Here is a 16,895-nt window from a genome sequence, read left to right on the forward strand (position 1 = left end):
AGCAGCACCACGCGGCCCAGCTTGGTCAGGGTCGCGGCGCTCAGGGCCACGCTCGAGACCAGCCCGCCCGCGGCCACCACCTGGGCGACCTCGTGCACGCTCGCGCCGATCCACAGCCCGGCGGCGCGGTCGTCCATGCCGAGCACCGGGACCAGGAGCGGCAGGGCCACCAGGGTCACCGTGCCGAACAGGGTGACCAGGGCGATCGCCGTCGCGGTGTCCTCCTCGCGCTCGCCGTCGGGGTCCACCACGGCGGACATCGCCGCGACGGCCGCGGCCCCGCAGATCGAGAACCCGGTCGCGATCAGCAGGGTCATCGGCCCCGGGACGCGCAGCAGCCGGCCCAGCAGCAGGGTCGCGGCGAAGGTCACCGCGACGGTCACGACCACCACGACCACACCGCCCACGCCGAGGGCCAGGACCGCGGGGATCGAGAGCTGCAGGCCCAGCAGCACGATGCCGGTGCGCAGCAGCTTCTTGGACCACCAGACCACCCCTGGCACGGCGACGGCGGGCAGCAGGCGGGCGTTGCGCAGCACCACCCCGAGCACGATCGCGACCAGCAGGGCCGAGACCGCGGGGAACGGCGCAGCGGCCAGCAGGCTCGCCGCGGCCGCGAGGACCAGGAGCCCGAGGCCGGGCAGGAGGGGGCGCACGACGGTCAGTCTCGCGCACCCGCGGCCCTGCCCGAGGTGGCAGGATTCCGGGTGAGATCCCGCGCACGAGGTCAAGGCTGGCCCGTGCGCGCCGATATACGACGCAACCCTGCTTGACCCAGCATCGCTCGACCCAGGCACTGCTCGACCCACACCCGGAGGTACAGATGACGTCCACCCACGAGAACGGTCCCGGGCTGCGGCTCGTCCCGGGCACAACCTCGGAGGAGGACGGCACCTTCCCCACCCTCACCACGGCCTTCCACGACCTCGACGAGTACGTGGCCCTGCCGCGGATGTCGGGCCTCGTGCTGTCCCCCGACGGCTCCCGCCTGGTCACCCAGGTCTCGACCGTCAACCACGACGCGACCAAGGTCCACACCGCCCTGTGGGAGGTCTACCCGACCCGCGCCCGCCCGGCCCGCCGTCTGACGCGCAGCGCCCAGGGCGAGTCCGGGGCGGCGTTCACCCCCGACGGCGACCTGCTCTTCACCTCCTCGCGCCCCAACGCCGACGCCCCCGAGGACGCCGAGAAGCCCCTCGAGAAGCCGGCCCTGTGGGTGCTGCCCGCCGGTGGTGGCGAGGCGCGCATCGTCGCGACCCGGCCCGGTGGCGTGCAGGGCGTGCGCACCGCGCGCTCCTCGGCCGCAGTGGTCTTCGCGACCGACATGCTGCCCAGCGCGACCGACGGCCCCTCGGACGAGAAGCTCCGCAAGGGCCGCAAGGAGCGCAAGGTCTCGGCGATCCTGCACGACGGCTACCCCGTGCGGTACTGGGACCACGACCTCGGCCCCGACGCCCCGCACCTGCTCGGCTGGCACTTCCGCACCGGGGACGACGTCGCCCGGTCCGTCGAGGTGGCGAGCCAGAGCATCGAGCACCTCAAGGTCACCGACCTGACCCCCGCCCCGGGCCACGCCCTGCGCAACGCCGACTACGACCTGTCCCCCGCGGGCTCCTTCGTCGTGTCGACCTGGCAGGTGCCCGAGGCCAAGGGCGCGCACCGCAGCATCCTGGTGCGCATCGACCTCGACACCCAGCAGCGCACGGTCCTGGTCGACGACCCGTCGGCCGACGTCGGCGACCCGGTCATCTCCCCCGACGGCGCCGCGGTGGTCTTCGTGCGGGAGTCGGTCTCGAGCCCGACCGAGGCCCCGCGCCGCACCCTGCACCTGCTGCCCCTGGACGTCGAGGGTGCCGAGCCGCGCCCCGTCGTCGCGCACTGGGACCGCTGGACCCGGGACACCCAGTGGCTGCCGGACGGCTCGGGCCTGCTGGTGACCGCCGACCAGGACGGCCGCGGGCCCGTCTTCGCGATCGACCTCGAGGCCGACACCGTCGAGCAGCTCACCCAGGACGACTACACCTACACCGACCTGCAGGTGGCCCCCGACGCCTCGGTGGTCTACGCCATGCGGGCCTCCTACCTGGCCCCCGCGCACCCCGTGCGGATCCACCTGGTCAGCGAGGAGCACCGCCCGCGCGGCACCGTGACCGTGCTGCGCGCCCCGGCCCCGCCGCCCACCCTGCCGGGCACGCTGACCGAGGTCCGCACCCTCGTCGGGCCCGACGGCGCCGCGGTGGCGGACGGCGGCGACGGCACCGAGGTGCGTGGCTGGCTCGCCCTGCCGGACTCCGCCGACGCCGAGCACCCCGCCCCGCTGCTGCTGTGGATCCACGGCGGGCCGCTCGGCTCGTGGAACTCGTGGTCCTGGCGCTGGAACCCGTGGCTGCTCGTCGCCCAGGGTTACGCAGTGCTGCTGCCCGACCCGGCGCTGTCCACCGGGTACGGCCAGGAGTTCATCCAGCGTGGCTGGGGTCGCTGGGGCGCCGAGCCCTACACCGACCTCATGGCCATCACCGACGCCACGGTCGCGCTCCCCGAGATCGACGAGACCCGCACCGCGGCGATGGGCGGCTCCTTCGGCGGGTACATGGCCAACTGGGTCGCGGGGCAGACCGACCGCTTCGAGGCGATCGTGACCCACGCGAGCCTGTGGGCCCTGGACCAGTTCGGCCCCACCACGGACGCCTCGTTCTACTGGGGCCGCGAGATGACCCCCGAGATGGCGGCGAAGTACTCCCCGCACGCCAACGTCGAGAACATCGCCACCCCGATGCTCGTGGTCCACGGCGACAAGGACTACCGCGTCCCGATCGGCGAGGGCCTGCGGCTCTGGTACGAGCTGCTCTCCTCCTCGAAGCTCGCGGCCGACGACGAGGGCCGCACCGCCCACCGGTTCCTGTACTACCCGGACGAGAACCACTGGATCCTCAGCCCCCAGCACGCCAAGGTCTGGTACCAGGTGGTCAGCGGATTCCTCGCCGAGCACGTTCTCGGTCAGGGCGCCCCGGAGCTGCCCGACTCCCTGGGCTGACCGGCACGCTCACCCGGCGCGGGCGACCACCCCGGTCGCCCGCGCCGTGAGCGGTCCGATCAAGCGGTCGCGCAGCTGCGCGGCCGCTTCCCCGTGCCCAGCCTCGGCGGCCTCGTCGAGCGCACGTTCGAACGCCGACGGCACCACCGCGGCGAGCTCACGGGCCCGGTCGAGCACCCCCTGCGGGTCCAGACCCACCTCGGCACCCAGCCGCAGCCAGGACTCCGACGTGATCTGGTCGAAGGCCAGCTCCCCTCCGACGCTCATCGAGGCGACCGCCGGCCGACCGGGCGCCGGCGCGTAGGCCGCCCCGCTGGCCACGTCGTACATCGGTGCGAGGCGCACATCCGCCCCGTCCAGCAGCACCGCATAGTTGCGCGCGTGCGCGTCCGGGGCACCGATCACCGTGTTGAAGGTCAAGGCGTCGACGAAGGCGGTCACGTTCTGGCGGGCACGTGCCGCCGTCGGTGAGAGGTCCCGCAACGCCGTGGTGACGTCCACCGCACCGAGGCCGCCGTACTCCTCGTACTTCGCCTCCGTGCCCGTCGCCTGGCACAGGTCCTCCTGATGGAGGCGCAGCAGTGCGCCCTCGGCCCCGACAGTCCGGTCGAAGCGGGTGATGACGATCGCGTCGTGGGACTTGAAGGACGTGTAGTCGGTGCGCGCGACGTCCAGGCCTACGAATTCTGCGGCGCGCATGCTCACGTGCTCGACCAGGGCCTGCAGCGCCACCCGGCGCACCCCCGGCTTGACGATGTGGGTGGAGGGGATCGCCCCGTGCGCCACGAACCACTGGTCCCGGGCGCGGTGCAGGGTGAACTTCGCCTGCGCGCCACCGAGAGACCAGTGCTCCCCGGGCATCGCCCACGCGGCGTCCTCGTCCATCTCCAAGGCTCCCAGCCGCGCCTCGACCTCGCCGTCGCTCACGGGCTCGAGGTGCCCGGCGCGCGCCAACGCTGACTCGACGCGCTCCGGCGCGCAGAACTGCGCAGCACCAGCGCAGTCCAGGCCCACGGCGCTCAGCAGGCTCAACGGGTCGTCGCCGCTCACACCGTGCTCGCGGGCGATCGCGGCCCTCGCTCCGGGACTGTCGGGCAGCAGGCCCTGCAGGTACCTCTCGACGACCCGACCCGTGTGAATCCCGACCTCGACCGGCATGGACAGGGAGAGCGGCGTCGGACCAGCACCGTCGCGGTAGACGAGGCGCACGGCCCCGGCGCGGGTGCGCTCGACCTCGGCGACGACGGCGCCGTCGAGGATCACGGCGAGGGGGGTGCTCACTGCGGCGCGTGCTCGCGGTCGTCGCGGATCGCGAGGCTCGCATCGAGGGCGTCCAGGACTGCCATCACCCGACCGAGCTCGGCTCCTGCCGTCCTCCCCCTCTCGAGGGAGACCACCCACTGGCGCGACACCCCGGCCGCGCGCGCGAGCTCAGCCTGGGACAGCCCGCGGTCCAGGCGCAGCGCCTTGACCGCGGTACCGAGCCGGGGCAGGGACCGTGCGTTCAGGATCGGAGACGCAGACACGGTGTCAATGTACGGCGACACACCTGTCATGTCAACGTATCCTGACACCGGTGTGATGTCAGGATACGGCGACACGATCGCTCTAGAGCACCCGCGCCGCAGCCTCCAGCGCCGCCATCGGGTCGCGCCCGATCGGCACCATGACGACCACGGTGGCCCCGGCCTCGTGCCGTTCGTCGATCTGCCCGCGCACCTCGGCCGGAGTCCCGGCGAGGGCGAGCCGCTGGACCCAGGCGTCAGGCATCGCCGCGACGAACTCCTCGCGGGTCGCCGACCGTTCCCTCAGCGCACGGAACTCCTCGGCGAAGGGCAGCGGGTCGAGGTGCGGGGCCCAGTCGGACTCACCGATCCACGCGAGCCCGGCGCGCACCTGGTCCCGGGCGGCGGCGCCGTCCTCGTCGACGGTCGCGACGTCGTAGGTGACCACCCGGTGCGGGCCGGGCGCATCGATGTGGGCGATCGCCTGGCGGATGTACTCGGGGGCGCAGGGCTCGGCGAGCACCGTCCCGTCGGCCGCCCGTCCCGCCAGGGCCAGGGAGCGAGGACCGCGCACCCCCGCGAGCACCCGGGGGGCGACCTCGGGGACGGCGCTCGGCTCGAGGCGCACCCCGTCGGCCTCGACGTACCCGTGACCAGGCTCGACGGCTCCGCCACCCGTCAGAGCGCGGACGCTGCGCAGGTGGTCCTCGAGGAGCCGCAGGGGGCTCGCCGGCCAGGCCCCGACCTGCCGCATCCAGCCCGGCATGCCGTGCCCGATGCCGACGTCGACCCTGCCGGGGAAGAGCTGGGCCAGGGTCGCGACCTCCATCGCGGTGAAGGCGGCGTTGCGCACCGCGGCCGGGAGCACGCCGACGCCGACCCGGATGCGCTCGGTCGCCGCGAGCACGGCGGCGGCCTGCGCGACACCCCCGCGGAAGCCGAGGTCCTCGACCACCCAGATCTCGTCGAAACCCAGACTCTCCGCACGGCGGGCGTAGTCGAGCACGACGGCAGCCGGCAGGTCACGGGGCAGCATCACCCCGACGGCACGGCCCTCGGTCATGGCCTCTCCCTCGTTCGTGGTTCCTCAGTCGTCCTCGAGCGCGAGGCGCAGCGCGTCCGTGGCGACGCCGACCATCGTCGCCACCGGTAGCACGCCCGACGGGTCGCGCGACGCCGACTGGAGGGTGACGACCACCGCGTCGCCCTCCGCGTCCTCGGCGTACCAGGCCCCGGCCATGACGCCCGTGACGCTGCCGCCCTTGAACGCCAGGTAGGCGGGGGCACCTGCGTCGGCCGGAGCCACCCCAGGGTTCAGGGCCAGGATGTCGCGCACGGGTGCACCCGCCTCGGTGCCGGCGAGCTCGGCGAGGGCGGCGTGGGCCTGGCAGAGGTCCTCGCCGGTCGCAAACCAGTCGACGTCGCGGTGCCACACCGTGGCCCGGGTGACCTCGACGGCGTCGATGTCGATCTCGCCGTCGGGCAGGTCCTCGAGGAGGGTGCGGCGCTCCTCCGAGCTCGCGTCGCGCCACTGGTTGCGCAGCTCGGCGCCCCCGCCCCACCCCAGCTGGAAGAGCTCCCGGGTGCTCGGGAAGGGGGTGTTGGCCGCCGGGTCGCCGTGCCCCATGGACGTGAGGGCAGCCTCGACCTGCTCGCGCCCGACGGCGTCGATGAGCAGGTCGGTCGCGGTGTTGTCGCTGATCGAGATCATGGCCTCGGCGGCCGCCTCGACCGTGACCGTGGTGCCCGCGGGCTCGTCCTGGAGCTCCCCGGACGGGAGGGAGCGCAGGTCGTCGGTCAGGGTGAGGTCTGCGTCCCAGGCCAGGTCACCGGACTCGACGGCCTCGACCACGGCGCCGAGCACGTAGAGCTTGGCGACAGAGCCGACCGGCAGCTGCTCCCCCGCGGCCGAGCCGACCGGACCCGCCGGGCCGCCGTCGAGGGCCACGCAGCCCTGACCGTCGGGCCGGGCGACGAGCACCGACACCGAGCCCGACAGGGCCTCGACCTCCTCGACGAGCTCCTCCCAGGAGGCGGCGGGCTCACGGTCCGGGGCCGGGGTCGCGAAGAACAGGCCCTGGATGAGCTCGTCCTCGTCGAGGGAGAGCTGCAGGTCGAAGGACTGGACGCCGTCGATCCGTGCGAGGAGCTCGCTCTCGGTGCCCTCGACCGCGGTGACCGTCCACGGGCCGAAGGTCCGCAGCTGGTCGATCACCTCGGCGAGGGCCTCGACAGGCAGCTCCTCGAGGAACTCCGGGGCGAAGCGCTCCTCGGCCCCGGGCAGCGGCTCACCCGGCTCGTCGTCGAGCAGGCTCATGACCCAGGCCGCGGCCTGACCGGCGGCGTGGTCCGGGAGGGCGACCTCCTCGAGCTCGGGCTCCGCGGTGCTCGTGGGCGTGGGGTCCGAGGGCTCAGGGTCGGGCTCGGTGGAGGTGCACCCGACCAGGAGCGTCAGCCCGACGGCGACCGCCACCCCTCGGAGCGTGGTCGTCGTGCGGTGCGTCATCGCTGGCCCCCTGCTGTGTCTGTGCTGCTGCCGAACCGTCGGGTCACGCCCCGCGACGCGGTCAGGCTATGCCGTCGAGGAGGCGAGGTCCTCGGCCTCGGCCTCGGCGGCCACGATGCCCGCCCACGGATCCTCAGGGTCGCCGTCCCCGGGGGTGAAGGCCAGCGGGATCTCCCCGTCGAGGCCGACCATCTCGAGCATCTCCAGGACCAGGTCCGGCGGGTTGAGCAGCGTGCAGGGCTGGGTCTCGTCCTCGACGCCCAGGCGGTGCAGCTGGATGACGAAGGCCAGGCCCGAGGAGTCGATGAAGGTCACCCCGGACATCTCGACCAGGACGGGACCGCCGTGGGCGAGCACCGCCGCCATGGTGAGCCCGGCGTCGTCACGCAGGGAGGCGTCGACCTCGCCACGCAACGTGACGACCGAGCCCTGCTCGTCGTGCCGCACCGCCACGCCCCCGAGCAGGGGCGGGTCGGTCTGCAGATCGTGGGGGTCCACGGAACCTCTCATCGTCGTGACGGTGGGCGCATGATCAGCTCCACCTGTGGGTACTACGTGCGGGAGGGCTCGGATGTTCCCGGTCCGGCTCGATCCGCGGGTTCGCCCTCGGGGTCGGTGACGTCGGCGACGGTCGCCCCCAGGGCCAGCACGAGCTTGCTGCCGTCGACCGTCGCAGCCACCCCGTGGCCCCCAGCACCGATCGACACCGGGTGGCCGGGGACCCGCGCATCGGCGACCACGGGCCAGGGTCGGGTCGAGCCGAAGGGGGTGATGGTGCCGCGCTCGTAGCCGGTCACGTCGCGGGCGGTCGCGGCGTCGGGCATGGACAACCTCGAGACGCCGAGGATGTCGCGGAGCTTGGGCCAGGAGATGGTCCGGTCCCCCGGCACCAGCACGAAGAGGTAGTCCTCCTCGCCGCGGCGCACCACGAGGGACTTCACCAGGTGGGCGGGGCTCACGCGACGCGCCTTGGCCGCCTCCGCGAGGCTGCTCACCGGACCGTGCCGGAGGATGCGGTGGCGCAGCCCGCTGGCCTCGAGGGCCGCGAGCGCGCGCGCCTCGGGTTCCGGTACGCCGTCGTCCACGGGACAACTTCACCCCACCCGGGTCCGCACCCGCAACCCCGGTGGGGGTGAAGTGACGACGGACACGCTCGCCCCTCAACGGACGCGCACCACGGCGACGGGGCACGGCGCGTGCAGCACCACGGTGTGCGCGACCGACCCCAGCAGCATCCGTGCGACACCGTGGCGACCGTGGGTCCCGACGACCAGGAGCCGGGCACCCTGGGCGGCCTCGAGCAGGGCCGTGGCCGGCTGCCCCTGGACCAGGTGCTGCTCGACGACGAGGTCCGGGTACTGCTCGGCGAGCCCTGCGACGGACTCGGCGAGGACCACCCGCTCGTCCTCGACCATCTGCTCGTCGAACCCGCCGGCCAGGTACTCGACCGACACGTAGACCGCGGGCTGCTCCCACGTGTGGACCACGTGCAGCTCGGCCCCGGCGCGGTCCGCCTCGGCCGCGGCGAAGGCGACGGCTGCGAGGGAGTCCGGCGACCCGTCGGCCCCGACGACCACCCGCGTGGCGGCTGGGTCGGGCAGGTGCGGGACGACGATCACCGGGCAGAAGGACCCGGCGGCCACCTGGTAGCTCAACGAGCCGATGATGACCCGCTCGAGGGGCTTCAAGGGGTGCGAGCCGACGACGACGAGGTCCGCGTCGTGCGACCGGTCGCACAGGGCGTGGGCCGGGCGCCGCGGGTCGAGCACGATCCGCGGTGCGATCGGCACCGTCTCGCGCACCCGCTGGGCCTCCTGGGCCAGGAGCTTGCGGGCGCCCTGCTGCACGGCGTCGTCGTAGAGCTCGACCGCGATGGTCGGGAACCCGGTGGCGTGGACGAGCACGAGCTCCTCACCACGGTCGTGCGCGGCGTGGGCCGCCCACAGCACGGCGTCATGGCTCGAGGCGCCACCCTCGACGCCCACGATGATGGTCCGGGACATGGCCGTCCTCCTCCCGCGCGGGGCGGGCGCACGACCATGTGGGGGTGCGGGGACCCGCACCGACTCGCTGCCCTTCCAGGGTCCTCCTGGGGGTCGGGCGGCGGCCAGGGCCGATGGTCCCCGGGGCCGCTCAGGCCCGCACGGTCTGGACGGTGCGCACGGCGACCGCGGTGTAGAGCGCGACGACCACGAGCGGGATCGGCGGCGAGATCAGCTCCCTCAGGGCGAGAAGCCCGACGCAGGACACCGCACCGAGACCGGCCGCCGCGATCGCGACGTTCCGCAGCGTGGCCGGTCGGCCATGATCCGCGCGTCGGCGGCCCCGCGAGGTCAGCACCGCCAGAGCGATCGCGAGAGCGAGGAGCACGGCGCCGTAGCCGATGGCGCTCTCGGCGAGCGCAGTACCGAGGGCGTCGGCCGATTCGCTGCCCGGGGGCGAGGGCTCCGTGCCCATCGCGAGGAGCACCACCCCTGATCCGACGAGCAGGCAGAACGCGGTCACGGCGAGCCAGTGCAGCACCAGCAGGACGGTCGACCACGGTCGGTGCGGAGGAGTGGCCTGCGGGTCCCGGCTGTCGGTCATCGACACTCCTCTCGCCCGCCTCAAGACTACCGGCGCCGCATCAGTCCGCGCTGCTGGTCATCAACCGGACCCCGGCGAGCAGGCCGACGACGGCGGTGGCGAGGGCGGCCAGCCATCCCCACGCGACCGCGGTCGCCGCCAGGTCACCTGCGAAGAGGGCCCGCTCGGCCTCGACGACGTAGGCCAGCGGGTTCGCCCGCGCCGCGGCCTGCATCCATGCCGGGCCGCTCTCGAGCGGGAGCAGCATCCCCGAGAGGATCATCAGCGGGAAGACCACGCTCTGGTGGACCACCCAGAACATCCAGTCCTGCTGGCGAACGGCGGTCGCGACGGCGTAGCTGAGGGACCCGAGGCCGATGCCGAGCACACCGAGCAGGGCCAGGCCGAGCACCGCACCGAGCAGGCGCAGCTGGAAGCCGAACGGGATCATGACCGTGACCAGCAGGACGGCCTGGCCGATGAGCGGGAGGACCTCCTTCAGGGCCCGGCCGATCAGCAGCGAGGGCCGGGACAGGGGCGTGACGAGCATGCGCTCGTGAGCGCCGGTCTGGAACTCGAACAGCAGGTTCGAACCCGTGGTCGCGGTTCCGAAGAGGGTCGTCATCACCAAGATCGCGGGCACGAACCACTGCCAGACGTCGCCGCCGAGGGCGTCGGTCCCACCGAGGGACCCGGCCAGCAGAGGACCGAAGAGGCCGAGGAAGATCAAGGGCTGCACCAGGCTGAACACCAGCGAGAACGGGTCGCGCACCGCTGGCCTCAGCTCACGGACCATGACGATCCGGGTGTCCCGGCTCAGGCTGCGGAGGGACGGCCTGCTGGGGAGTGCCTGCGCGGTGACGGGGTCGGTGCGGGGGTTCATGCTGCGTCCTTCCGGGACGTGGGGGTGGTCGGCTCGGCCGGGGTGGCGCTCTCCCGGAGGCTGCGCCCGGTGAGGGCGAGGAACACGTCGTCCAGGGTGGGCCGGTCCACCTGGGCGGCCACGACCTCGATGCCTGCGCCGTGGGCGGTACCCAGGAGGCCCGGCAGGGCGCCCGGGCCGTCGCTCACCCGCAGGGCGACCTTCGTGCCCTCGGCCACCACGTCGCGGGCGCCGGGGAGCCGGGAGGCCAGCTGGGCGAGCTGGCCGACCGCTGCGGGGGAGGCGGTCAGGGCGATCCGGTCGCCCGCGAGCCTCGCCTTGAGGACGTCGGGACTGTCGTCGGCGATGACCTGTCCGTGGTCCACGACGATCACACGCTCGGCCATCGCGTCGGCCTCGTCGAGGTAGTGCGTCGTGAGCACGATCGTCATCTCGTGCGCCGCCCGCATCTGGCCGATGTGCTGCCAGAGGTTGGCGCGGTTGTGCGGGTCCAGGCCGGTGGAGGGCTCGTCGAGGAAGAGCAGGGACGGCGCGTGCACCAGCCCCATGGCGACGTCGAGCCGGCGCCGCTGGCCGCCCGAGAGCTCCGAGACCTTGCGACCGGCGAGCTCGGTCAGGTCCAGGCTCTCCAGCAGCTCCCCGGAGCGACGCCGGGCGGCGCGGCGGTCCAGCCCGTAGATCAGGGCCTGGGTGTACAGCTCGTCGCCGGCGCGCTGGGTGTGGCCGGCGCCGTTGCCCTGACCGACGTAGCCGATCCGCCGGCGGACCTGCGCCGCCTCTGTCACGACGTCGTGCCCCGCGACCGTGGCGTTCCCGGCGGTCGGCGGGATGAGGGTGGTCAGGATGCGCATGGTCGTCGTCTTGCCCGCGCCGTTGGGCCCCAGGACCGCGACGAGCTCGCCGGGGGCGATGTCGAGATCGACACCCCGCACGGCGTGCACGGTCTGCGTGCGACTCACCACGAAGTCCTTGGTGAGCGATCGGGTGTGGATCACAGTTCCTTCAGAGGTTGCCGGGCGGGCCACGAAGTCCCACCGACCACGGTCCAGGGGATACCGGTCACCTTCTGGCCGTAAGTCTGCGTAGCGTGGAGCCATGTCCACGAGCGCGCGGATGCTGCAGCTCCTGTCCCTGCTGCAGAACCACCGGTACTGGGCGGGGCACGAGCTGGCCGCCCGGCTCGAGGTCAGCCCCCGGACCCTGCGCCGCGACGTCGACCGGTTGCGGGACCTGGGGTACCCGGTCGACTCCGACCGTGGCGTCGGCGGCGGCTACCAGCTCGCGACGGGCACAGCCCTCCCCCCGCTGGTCCTCGACGACGAGGAGGCCGTCGCGATCGCCGTGGGCCTGCAGACCGCGGCGCACGGTGCGATCGCCGGGATCGAGGAGTCCGCGGTCCATGCCCTGGCCAAGGTGGTGCAGGTCATGCCGGCGCGGCTGCGGCGCCGGGTCGAAGCGCTGCGAGCGGTGACGGTCCGCGCGACGTGGAGCCGCGCCCCGTCCGAGGCAGAGGCCGTCGACCCCGACCTCCTCATCACCGTCGCCCAGGCCTGCCGTGACGACGAACGTCTAGACATGACCTACACCGCCGCGTCCGGCGAGGGGACGGTGCGTCAGGTGGAGCCGCACCGCCTGGTCCACCTCGGGCGCCGCTGGTACCTCGTCGCCTACGACCTCACCCGGCACGACTGGCGCAGCTTCCGCCTGGACCGCGTCGGCGACCCCCGCCGTTCCGGGGTGCGCTTCCGACCTCGCGAGCTCCCCGCCGAGGACGCCGCAGCCTTCGTCCGCGCGGGGATCGACACCCTCCCGAGGCGCTACTCGGTCGACGTCCTCGTGCACGCGCCCGGCGCCACCGTGCGCTCCGAGGTGGACCGGTGGGGCACCGTCGAGGACCTCGACGACCACCGCTGCCGCCTGCGGATGAGCACCGACACCCTCGACTGGCCGGCGATGATGCTCGGAGCAGTCGGTGCCGAGTTCGAGGTGCTCGCCCCGCCCGAGCTCGTCGACGTCGTCGCCGACTGGGGGCGCAGGTTCACCCGTGCCGCGGCGACCACGCGGGAGGCCCCGTCGTCGGGGTGAGGGGAGCAGGCTCGAGGGGGTCAATCCCGCAGAGCCAGGTACATGCGTGCGCCGACGAAGACGTAGGACGCCACGATCGCGAGCGGCACGGCCAGTCCCCCTAGGTTCCCTCGGTCGAACACACCGACGAAGGTCAGCACCCCGAGCCCGATCGCGGCGATCCCGACGTTGCGCAGCGTGCGTGGGTCGCCAGCGTCGGCGCGCCGTCGACCCTTCGAGGTGAACACCAGGAGCGCGACCGCGAGGCCCAGGGCCACCAGCCCGACGATGAGCGCGAGCCCCGCGAACACGGCACCAAGGCCCTCGAAGCCTCCGCTGCCTGCAGGAGACGACTCCGAGCCAGAGCCGAGGACCAGCGTGCCGAGCACCAGCAGCACGCACGCCCCGGCCAGCGGGAACCAGTGCAGCACCAGCAGGACGCTCGACCACGGGCGGTGGCGAGACGGTGGCCGAGGCGCTCCGAGGGGCGGAGGTGGGGCCAGTGGTTCACGACTGTCCGTCATCAGCACTCCTCTCGCACGCCCGAACACTATCGACGGGTGCTCGACGAGCAGGAACTCACCTACCTCGGGCGTAGCTAGGGGACGCGGCTGGGTGCCGGACGCGGGAGCGGTGCCGTCACGAGCCGAGGCTCGTGAGTTCACACGGGTGTCACCCGGGGGGCCTACGGTCGGGGGATGGCCGAGATCAGCGTCACCACCCCGCGCGGGGTCGCCCTGTCGGGCACCCTCGATGCCGCGGAGGCGGGGGCGGGCACCTCGGCTGACCCCGCTGACGACCGCTCCGAGACCGCGCCCGCTCGCGCCGTCCTCTTCGCGCACGGGTTCCTCGCCGACCGCACGTCACGCGGCCGCACCGACGGGCTGGCCAAGGCCTACCGCTCGGCCGGCTACGCGACCCTGGCCTTCGACTTCGGCGGGCACGGCGACTCCGGGGACGACGTCGTCGAGGTGTCGCACGAGGTCGAGGACCTCGAGGCCGCGAGCGCCCACCTCGCCGCGGCCGGGTACGGCCACCAGGTGGTGCACGCGCACAGCATGGGGGCGCTGGTCGCCCTGCGGGCAGGCTCCCCGCACGTGCGGGCCATGGTCCTGACCGGTGCGGTCTCCGGCCCGGTCGAGCATCCCTGGGAGGAGGTCCTCTCCCCCGCCAAGATGGCCGAGCTCACGAGCACTGGCCGCACCACCGTGCTCGACGACGGTCCCTCGGGGCGTGAGGAGCTCGAGATCTCCGAGCAGACCCTCGCGGACTTCACCGAGGTGGACCAGGCCGAGCTGCTCGGCACCGTCGCCTGCCCCGTGCTGATGCTGCACGGCGGGGCCCTGGTCGGTGGCGAGGAGCACCCGCTGCTGACCCAGGCCCGGATCGGCCTGCCGCTGCTGCCCGAGGGCTCCCGGCTCGAGGTGCTCTCGGGCGGGGAGCATGCGCTGCTCGACCGCACCGAGGAGGTCGCGGCCAGGGCCCTGACGTGGCTCGGGGAGCTGGGCTCATGAGCGACGCCCCCACCCTCGCCGTCACCGGCGCGACCGGGAAGGTCGGTGGCCTCGTGGCGCGTGCCATCGCCGAAGCCGGGGTCCCCCAGCGCCTCCTGGTCCGCGATCCGCGCCGCGCCCCCGACCTGCCCGGGGCCGAGGTCCGTCAGGTCGCCTACGGGCAGGACGCGATGCAGGCCCTCGAGGGGGTCGAGGTCCTCTTCATGGTCTCGGGCGCAGAGTCCGCCGACCGGGTCGGCGAGCACCGCGCCTTCATCGACGACGCCGCTGAGGCCGGGGTCGACCACGTGGTCTACACGTCCTTCCTCGGCGCGAGCCCCACGTCGACCTTCCTGCTGGGCCGCGACCACGCCGCCACCGAGGAGCACCTGCGCCGCGCGGGCCTGCGGCACACCCTGCTGCGGGACAACCTGTACCTCGACGTGCTCCCCGAGTTCGTCGGGCCCGACGGCGCCCTGCGCGGCCCGGCCGGGGACGGTCGCCTCGGGGCGGTCGCCCGGGCCGACGTCGCCCGCGTCGCGACCACCGTGCTGCTCGACCCTCGACGGCACGAGGGGCGCACCTACGACCTGACCGGCCCCGAAGCCCTCACCCTCGACGAGGTCGCTGCGACGATCACCGAGGTCACGGGCCGAGAGGTCCGCTACGTCCCGGAGACCCTCGACGAGGCCTACGCCTCACGCAGCACCTACGGCGCCCCCGACTGGCAGGTCGACGCCTGGGTCTCGACCTACACCGCGATCGCCGCCGGCGAGATGGCCGCCGTCACCGACCACGTCGAGCGCGTCACCGGCCAGCCGCCCCTCAGCCTCCGCGAGCTCCTGCGGTCCGCGCCGCGCGGCTAACGCGCGGACCAGCCGCCGTCCGAGGCGATGGTCTGGCCCGTGACCCACGCCGCCTCGTCGTCGAGCAGCCAGGCCACCAGGTTCGCCAGGTCGGCGGGCCTGCCCCATCGCCCACCCGGGATCGCGGCTGTGACGGCGGCATGCGCGGCGGCGTCGGCGTACCCCGTGTCGTTCGGGCCGGGGTTCACGCAGTTCACGGTGATCTGCCGCGGGGCGAGGTGCACCGCGAGGCTCCTCGTCAGGCCCTGGAGCGCGGCCTTGGAGGCGATGTAGGGCAGCTCGTCGGGCATCGCGCCGTGGTACTGGCCCGAGGTGAACAGGACGACCCTGCCGCCCGGCCGCGCGTCGTCGTGCTGGGCCGCGAACGCCTGGGCCAGCAGCAGCGTGGCTCGGGTGTTCACCGCGAAGCTGAGGTCGAGCTCGGTCGCCGTGAGGTGTTCGAGGTCCTGCATGCTCGACCGCGCATGGTTCGCCACCAGGGCATCGACGTGTCCGAAGGCCTCCCGGGCTGCGGTGATGAGGGCAGCTGGCGCGGCTGGGTCGGCGAGGTCGAGGGAGACGTGCTCAACCCTGCCCCCTGCTGCGCGGAGCTCCTCGACCAGGGCTTCAGCACCACCCGCGTCCTCACCCCAGGGCTGCTCGGCATCGTGAGGGGACCACGAGTGCAGCAGGACCGCGGCCCCGTCGGCGACCGCCCGACGCACGATGGCTGCGCCGATGGCGGTGCGTCGGCTGGCACCCGTGACGACGACGACCCGGTCAGCAAGAGGAGAGCCCATGCAAGGACGGTGTCGGTTCGGCCAGCCGCAGGGCAAGCCCTTTGTCGCTACGCCCGTCGCTGCCGGGGCGGCGTCAGGGGCCGGAGGCGGCGCGGAGCCGGGCCAGGCCCTCGTCGAGGGTGACCTCGGGGGTCCAGCGGAGGTCGGCGCGGGTGCGGCGCTGGTCGAACCAGTGGGCGGTGGAGAGCTGCTCGGCGAGGAACCGGGTCATCGGCGGCTCGTCCTGACCCGGGCGCACCCGCCACACGGCCTCGACGGCTCCCCCGGCGGCACGGGCGAGGCCCGCCGGGACGCTCCAGCGCGGGACCGGGGCGCCCGAGGCCGCGCAGATCCCCGCGAGCATCTCGGCCACGGGGCGGGGCTCACCGTTGGTCACCACGTAGGCGTTGCCGTGCACGGCGTCGTCGGTCGCGCGCTCGAGGGCTGCGGCGATCGCCGAGGCGGCGTTGTCGACGTAGGTGGTGTCGATCAGCGCCCGGCCGCCGTCCAGGAGGGGCAGCCGACCGGCTCGGGCCCGCGCGACGATGCGGGCGACCAGCTGGGTGTCCCCCGGGCCCCAGACCAGGTGGGGGCGGACGGCGACCACCCGCATCGCCTCGCCGTCGGCCGCGAGGGCGAGGAGCTCGGCCTGGGCCTTGGTGCGGGCGTAGTCCCCGCGGGCGTGGACGGGGTCCGCGGGCAGGGCGCCGTCGCCGACGATCGAGCTGCCGCTGTGCGCGACCGACGGGGAGGAGACCTGCACGAACCGCGCGACGCCTTCACGCGCCGCTGCGGCCAGCAGGCGTTCGGTGCCGCCGACGTTGACCCGCTCGAAGTCGGCCGGGTCCCCCGCGAGGGAGACCTTCGCGGCCAGGTGGACCACGGCCTCGACCCCGTCCACGGCCCGCTCGACGTCGGCCGCCGCGGTCATCGAGCCGCGCAGGTCCTCGACCCCGGGCACCGTGCTGGGGCTGCGCTGGAAGGTGCGGACGTCGTGGCCCGCGGCCAGCACGCGGGCGGCGACAGCACGGCCGAGGAGACCGCTCGCGCCGGTCACCAGGACCTTCACGGTCGCCTCACCCGCCCCCCGGAGAGCACGGCCTCGGCCCAGCGGGCGAGCCGGGTGCGGTCGATCTTGGAGTTGTGCCGCACGTCCGTGGGCAGGTCGGGGACCACGAGCACCGCGGCGAGCGGCCGCCCGACGGCGCCCCGCACCTCAGC

At 73.8% G+C, this 16,895-nt stretch carries 18 protein-coding genes; 4 read left to right on the forward strand and 14 right to left on the reverse strand.

Annotation, left to right across the window (positions count from 1 at the left end; genetic code table 11):
- A partial coding sequence (locus L0B03_RS04775) for a putative sulfate exporter family transporter (protein WP_250444491.1) occupies positions 1-656 on the reverse strand: 656 nt, incomplete at its 3' end.
- A 167-nt stretch (positions 657-823) separates the two neighbouring features.
- On the opposite strand from L0B03_RS04775, the gene L0B03_RS04780 reads away from it, so the two are divergent.
- Positions 824-3,034, forward strand: a complete 2,211-nt coding sequence (locus tag L0B03_RS04780) for a prolyl oligopeptidase family serine peptidase (RefSeq protein ID WP_374204876.1) — start codon at positions 824-826, stop codon at positions 3,032-3,034.
- Between the two features lie 9 nt (positions 3,035-3,043).
- Here the strand turns inward: L0B03_RS04780 and L0B03_RS04785 are convergent, their stop codons facing one another.
- The 10 genes from L0B03_RS04785 to L0B03_RS04830 form a co-directional block, all read right to left on the reverse strand.
- Positions 3,044-4,315 carry a HipA domain-containing protein gene (locus L0B03_RS04785; RefSeq protein WP_250444492.1) on the reverse strand — a complete coding sequence of 424 codons (1,272 nt, stop codon included), beginning with the start codon at positions 4,313-4,315 and terminating at the stop codon, positions 3,044-3,046.
- Positions 4,312-4,560, reverse strand: coding sequence for a helix-turn-helix domain-containing protein (locus tag L0B03_RS04790; RefSeq protein ID WP_250444493.1), 249 nt, complete (start codon positions 4,558-4,560; stop codon positions 4,312-4,314). The genes L0B03_RS04785 and L0B03_RS04790 overlap by 4 nt, the downstream gene beginning before the upstream one ends.
- 82 nt (positions 4,561-4,642) lie before the next feature.
- Entirely contained in the window at positions 4,643-5,602 is a 960-nt protein-coding gene (locus L0B03_RS04795; protein WP_250444494.1) for an LLM class flavin-dependent oxidoreductase, read from the reverse strand.
- Positions 5,603-5,626: 24 nt separating this feature from the next.
- On the reverse strand, positions 5,627-7,045 hold the full coding sequence (locus L0B03_RS04800; protein ID WP_250444495.1) for a serine hydrolase: 1,419 nt from the start codon (positions 7,043-7,045) through the stop codon (positions 5,627-5,629).
- 66 nt (positions 7,046-7,111) lie between these two features.
- Positions 7,112-7,543, reverse strand: coding sequence for an STAS domain-containing protein (locus tag L0B03_RS04805; RefSeq protein WP_250444496.1), 432 nt, complete (start codon positions 7,541-7,543; stop codon positions 7,112-7,114).
- 53 nt (positions 7,544-7,596) lie between these two features.
- Entirely contained in the window at positions 7,597-8,130 is a 534-nt protein-coding gene (locus tag L0B03_RS04810; RefSeq protein ID WP_250444497.1) for a YbaK/EbsC family protein, read from the reverse strand.
- A 75-nt stretch (positions 8,131-8,205) separates the two neighbouring features.
- Complete coding sequence (locus L0B03_RS04815; protein ID WP_250444498.1) at positions 8,206-9,048, reverse strand: universal stress protein; 843 nt, start codon at positions 9,046-9,048, stop codon at positions 8,206-8,208.
- A 130-nt stretch (positions 9,049-9,178) separates the two neighbouring features.
- Positions 9,179-9,631: a hypothetical protein gene (locus L0B03_RS04820; RefSeq protein WP_250444499.1), complete on the reverse strand. Its 453-nt coding sequence runs from the start codon at positions 9,629-9,631 to the stop codon at positions 9,179-9,181.
- 40 nt (positions 9,632-9,671) lie between these two features.
- Positions 9,672-10,493 (reverse strand): ABC transporter permease, encoded by an 822-nt coding sequence (locus L0B03_RS04825; RefSeq protein WP_250444500.1) that lies wholly within the window; start codon positions 10,491-10,493, stop codon positions 9,672-9,674.
- On the reverse strand, positions 10,490-11,488 hold the full coding sequence (locus L0B03_RS04830) for an ATP-binding cassette domain-containing protein (RefSeq protein WP_250444501.1): 999 nt from the start codon (positions 11,486-11,488) through the stop codon (positions 10,490-10,492). Before L0B03_RS04830 ends, L0B03_RS04825 begins: the two co-directional genes overlap by 4 nt.
- A 100-nt stretch (positions 11,489-11,588) precedes the next feature.
- Between L0B03_RS04830 and L0B03_RS04835 the strand changes: the two genes are divergently transcribed.
- Positions 11,589-12,578, forward strand: a complete 990-nt coding sequence (locus L0B03_RS04835; protein WP_250444502.1) for a YafY family protein — start codon at positions 11,589-11,591, stop codon at positions 12,576-12,578.
- A gap of 20 nt (positions 12,579-12,598) precedes the next feature.
- On the opposite strand, the gene L0B03_RS04840 is transcribed toward L0B03_RS04835, so the two are convergent.
- Entirely contained in the window at positions 12,599-13,081 is a 483-nt protein-coding gene (locus L0B03_RS04840; RefSeq protein ID WP_250444503.1) for a hypothetical protein, read from the reverse strand.
- 174 nt (positions 13,082-13,255) lie between these two features.
- On the opposite strand from L0B03_RS04840, the gene L0B03_RS04845 reads away from it, so the two are divergent.
- Positions 13,256-14,071 carry an alpha/beta hydrolase gene (locus L0B03_RS04845; RefSeq protein ID WP_250444504.1) on the forward strand — a complete coding sequence of 272 codons (816 nt, stop codon included), beginning with the start codon at positions 13,256-13,258 and terminating at the stop codon, positions 14,069-14,071.
- Positions 14,068-14,916: an SDR family oxidoreductase gene (locus tag L0B03_RS04850; protein ID WP_250444505.1), complete on the forward strand. Its 849-nt coding sequence runs from the start codon at positions 14,068-14,070 to the stop codon at positions 14,914-14,916. The genes L0B03_RS04845 and L0B03_RS04850 overlap by 4 nt, the downstream gene beginning before the upstream one ends.
- On the opposite strand, the gene L0B03_RS04855 is transcribed toward L0B03_RS04850, so the two are convergent.
- Together L0B03_RS04855 and L0B03_RS04860 are read right to left on the reverse strand one after the other, a co-directional pair.
- Positions 14,913-15,695: an SDR family oxidoreductase gene (locus tag L0B03_RS04855; RefSeq protein WP_250444506.1), complete on the reverse strand. Its 783-nt coding sequence runs from the start codon at positions 15,693-15,695 to the stop codon at positions 14,913-14,915. The genes L0B03_RS04850 and L0B03_RS04855 overlap by 4 nt on opposite strands.
- A 73-nt stretch (positions 15,696-15,768) precedes the next feature.
- Positions 15,769-16,743, reverse strand: coding sequence for an NAD-dependent epimerase/dehydratase family protein (locus L0B03_RS04860; RefSeq protein WP_250444507.1), 975 nt, complete (start codon positions 16,741-16,743; stop codon positions 15,769-15,771).
- Between the last annotated feature and the right edge of the window lie 152 nt (positions 16,744-16,895).

This window comes from Actinotalea sp. C106 (assembly GCF_023630195.1).
Lineage (GTDB): Bacteria > Actinomycetota > Actinomycetes > Actinomycetales > Cellulomonadaceae > Actinotalea.

Excerpts from the sequence above, each read along its gene's own strand:
- L0B03_RS04835 (WP_250444502.1), top strand. The coding sequence starts at position 11,589 with ATGTCCACGAGCGCGCGGATGCTGCAGCTCCTGTCCCTGCTGCAGAAC.
- L0B03_RS04815 (WP_250444498.1), bottom strand. The coding sequence starts at position 9,048 with ATGTCCCGGACCATCATCGTGGGCGTCGAGGGTGGCGCCTCGAGCCAT.
- L0B03_RS04800 (WP_250444495.1), bottom strand. The coding sequence starts at position 7,045 with ATGACGCACCGCACGACGACCACGCTCCGAGGGGTGGCGGTCGCCGTC.
- L0B03_RS04845 (WP_250444504.1), top strand. The coding sequence starts at position 13,256 with ATGGCCGAGATCAGCGTCACCACCCCGCGCGGGGTCGCCCTGTCGGGC.
- L0B03_RS04855 (WP_250444506.1), bottom strand. The coding sequence starts at position 15,695 with ATGGGCTCTCCTCTTGCTGACCGGGTCGTCGTCGTCACGGGTGCCAGC.
- L0B03_RS04840 (WP_250444503.1), bottom strand. The coding sequence starts at position 13,081 with ATGACGGACAGTCGTGAACCACTGGCCCCACCTCCGCCCCTCGGAGCG.
- L0B03_RS04820 (WP_250444499.1), bottom strand. The coding sequence starts at position 9,631 with ATGACCGACAGCCGGGACCCGCAGGCCACTCCTCCGCACCGACCGTGG.
- L0B03_RS04825 (WP_250444500.1), bottom strand. The coding sequence starts at position 10,493 with ATGAACCCCCGCACCGACCCCGTCACCGCGCAGGCACTCCCCAGCAGG.
- L0B03_RS04780 (WP_374204876.1), top strand. The coding sequence starts at position 824 with ATGACGTCCACCCACGAGAACGGTCCCGGGCTGCGGCTCGTCCCGGGC.
- L0B03_RS04850 (WP_250444505.1), top strand. The coding sequence starts at position 14,068 with ATGAGCGACGCCCCCACCCTCGCCGTCACCGGCGCGACCGGGAAGGTC.
- L0B03_RS04795 (WP_250444494.1), bottom strand. The coding sequence starts at position 5,602 with ATGACCGAGGGCCGTGCCGTCGGGGTGATGCTGCCCCGTGACCTGCCG.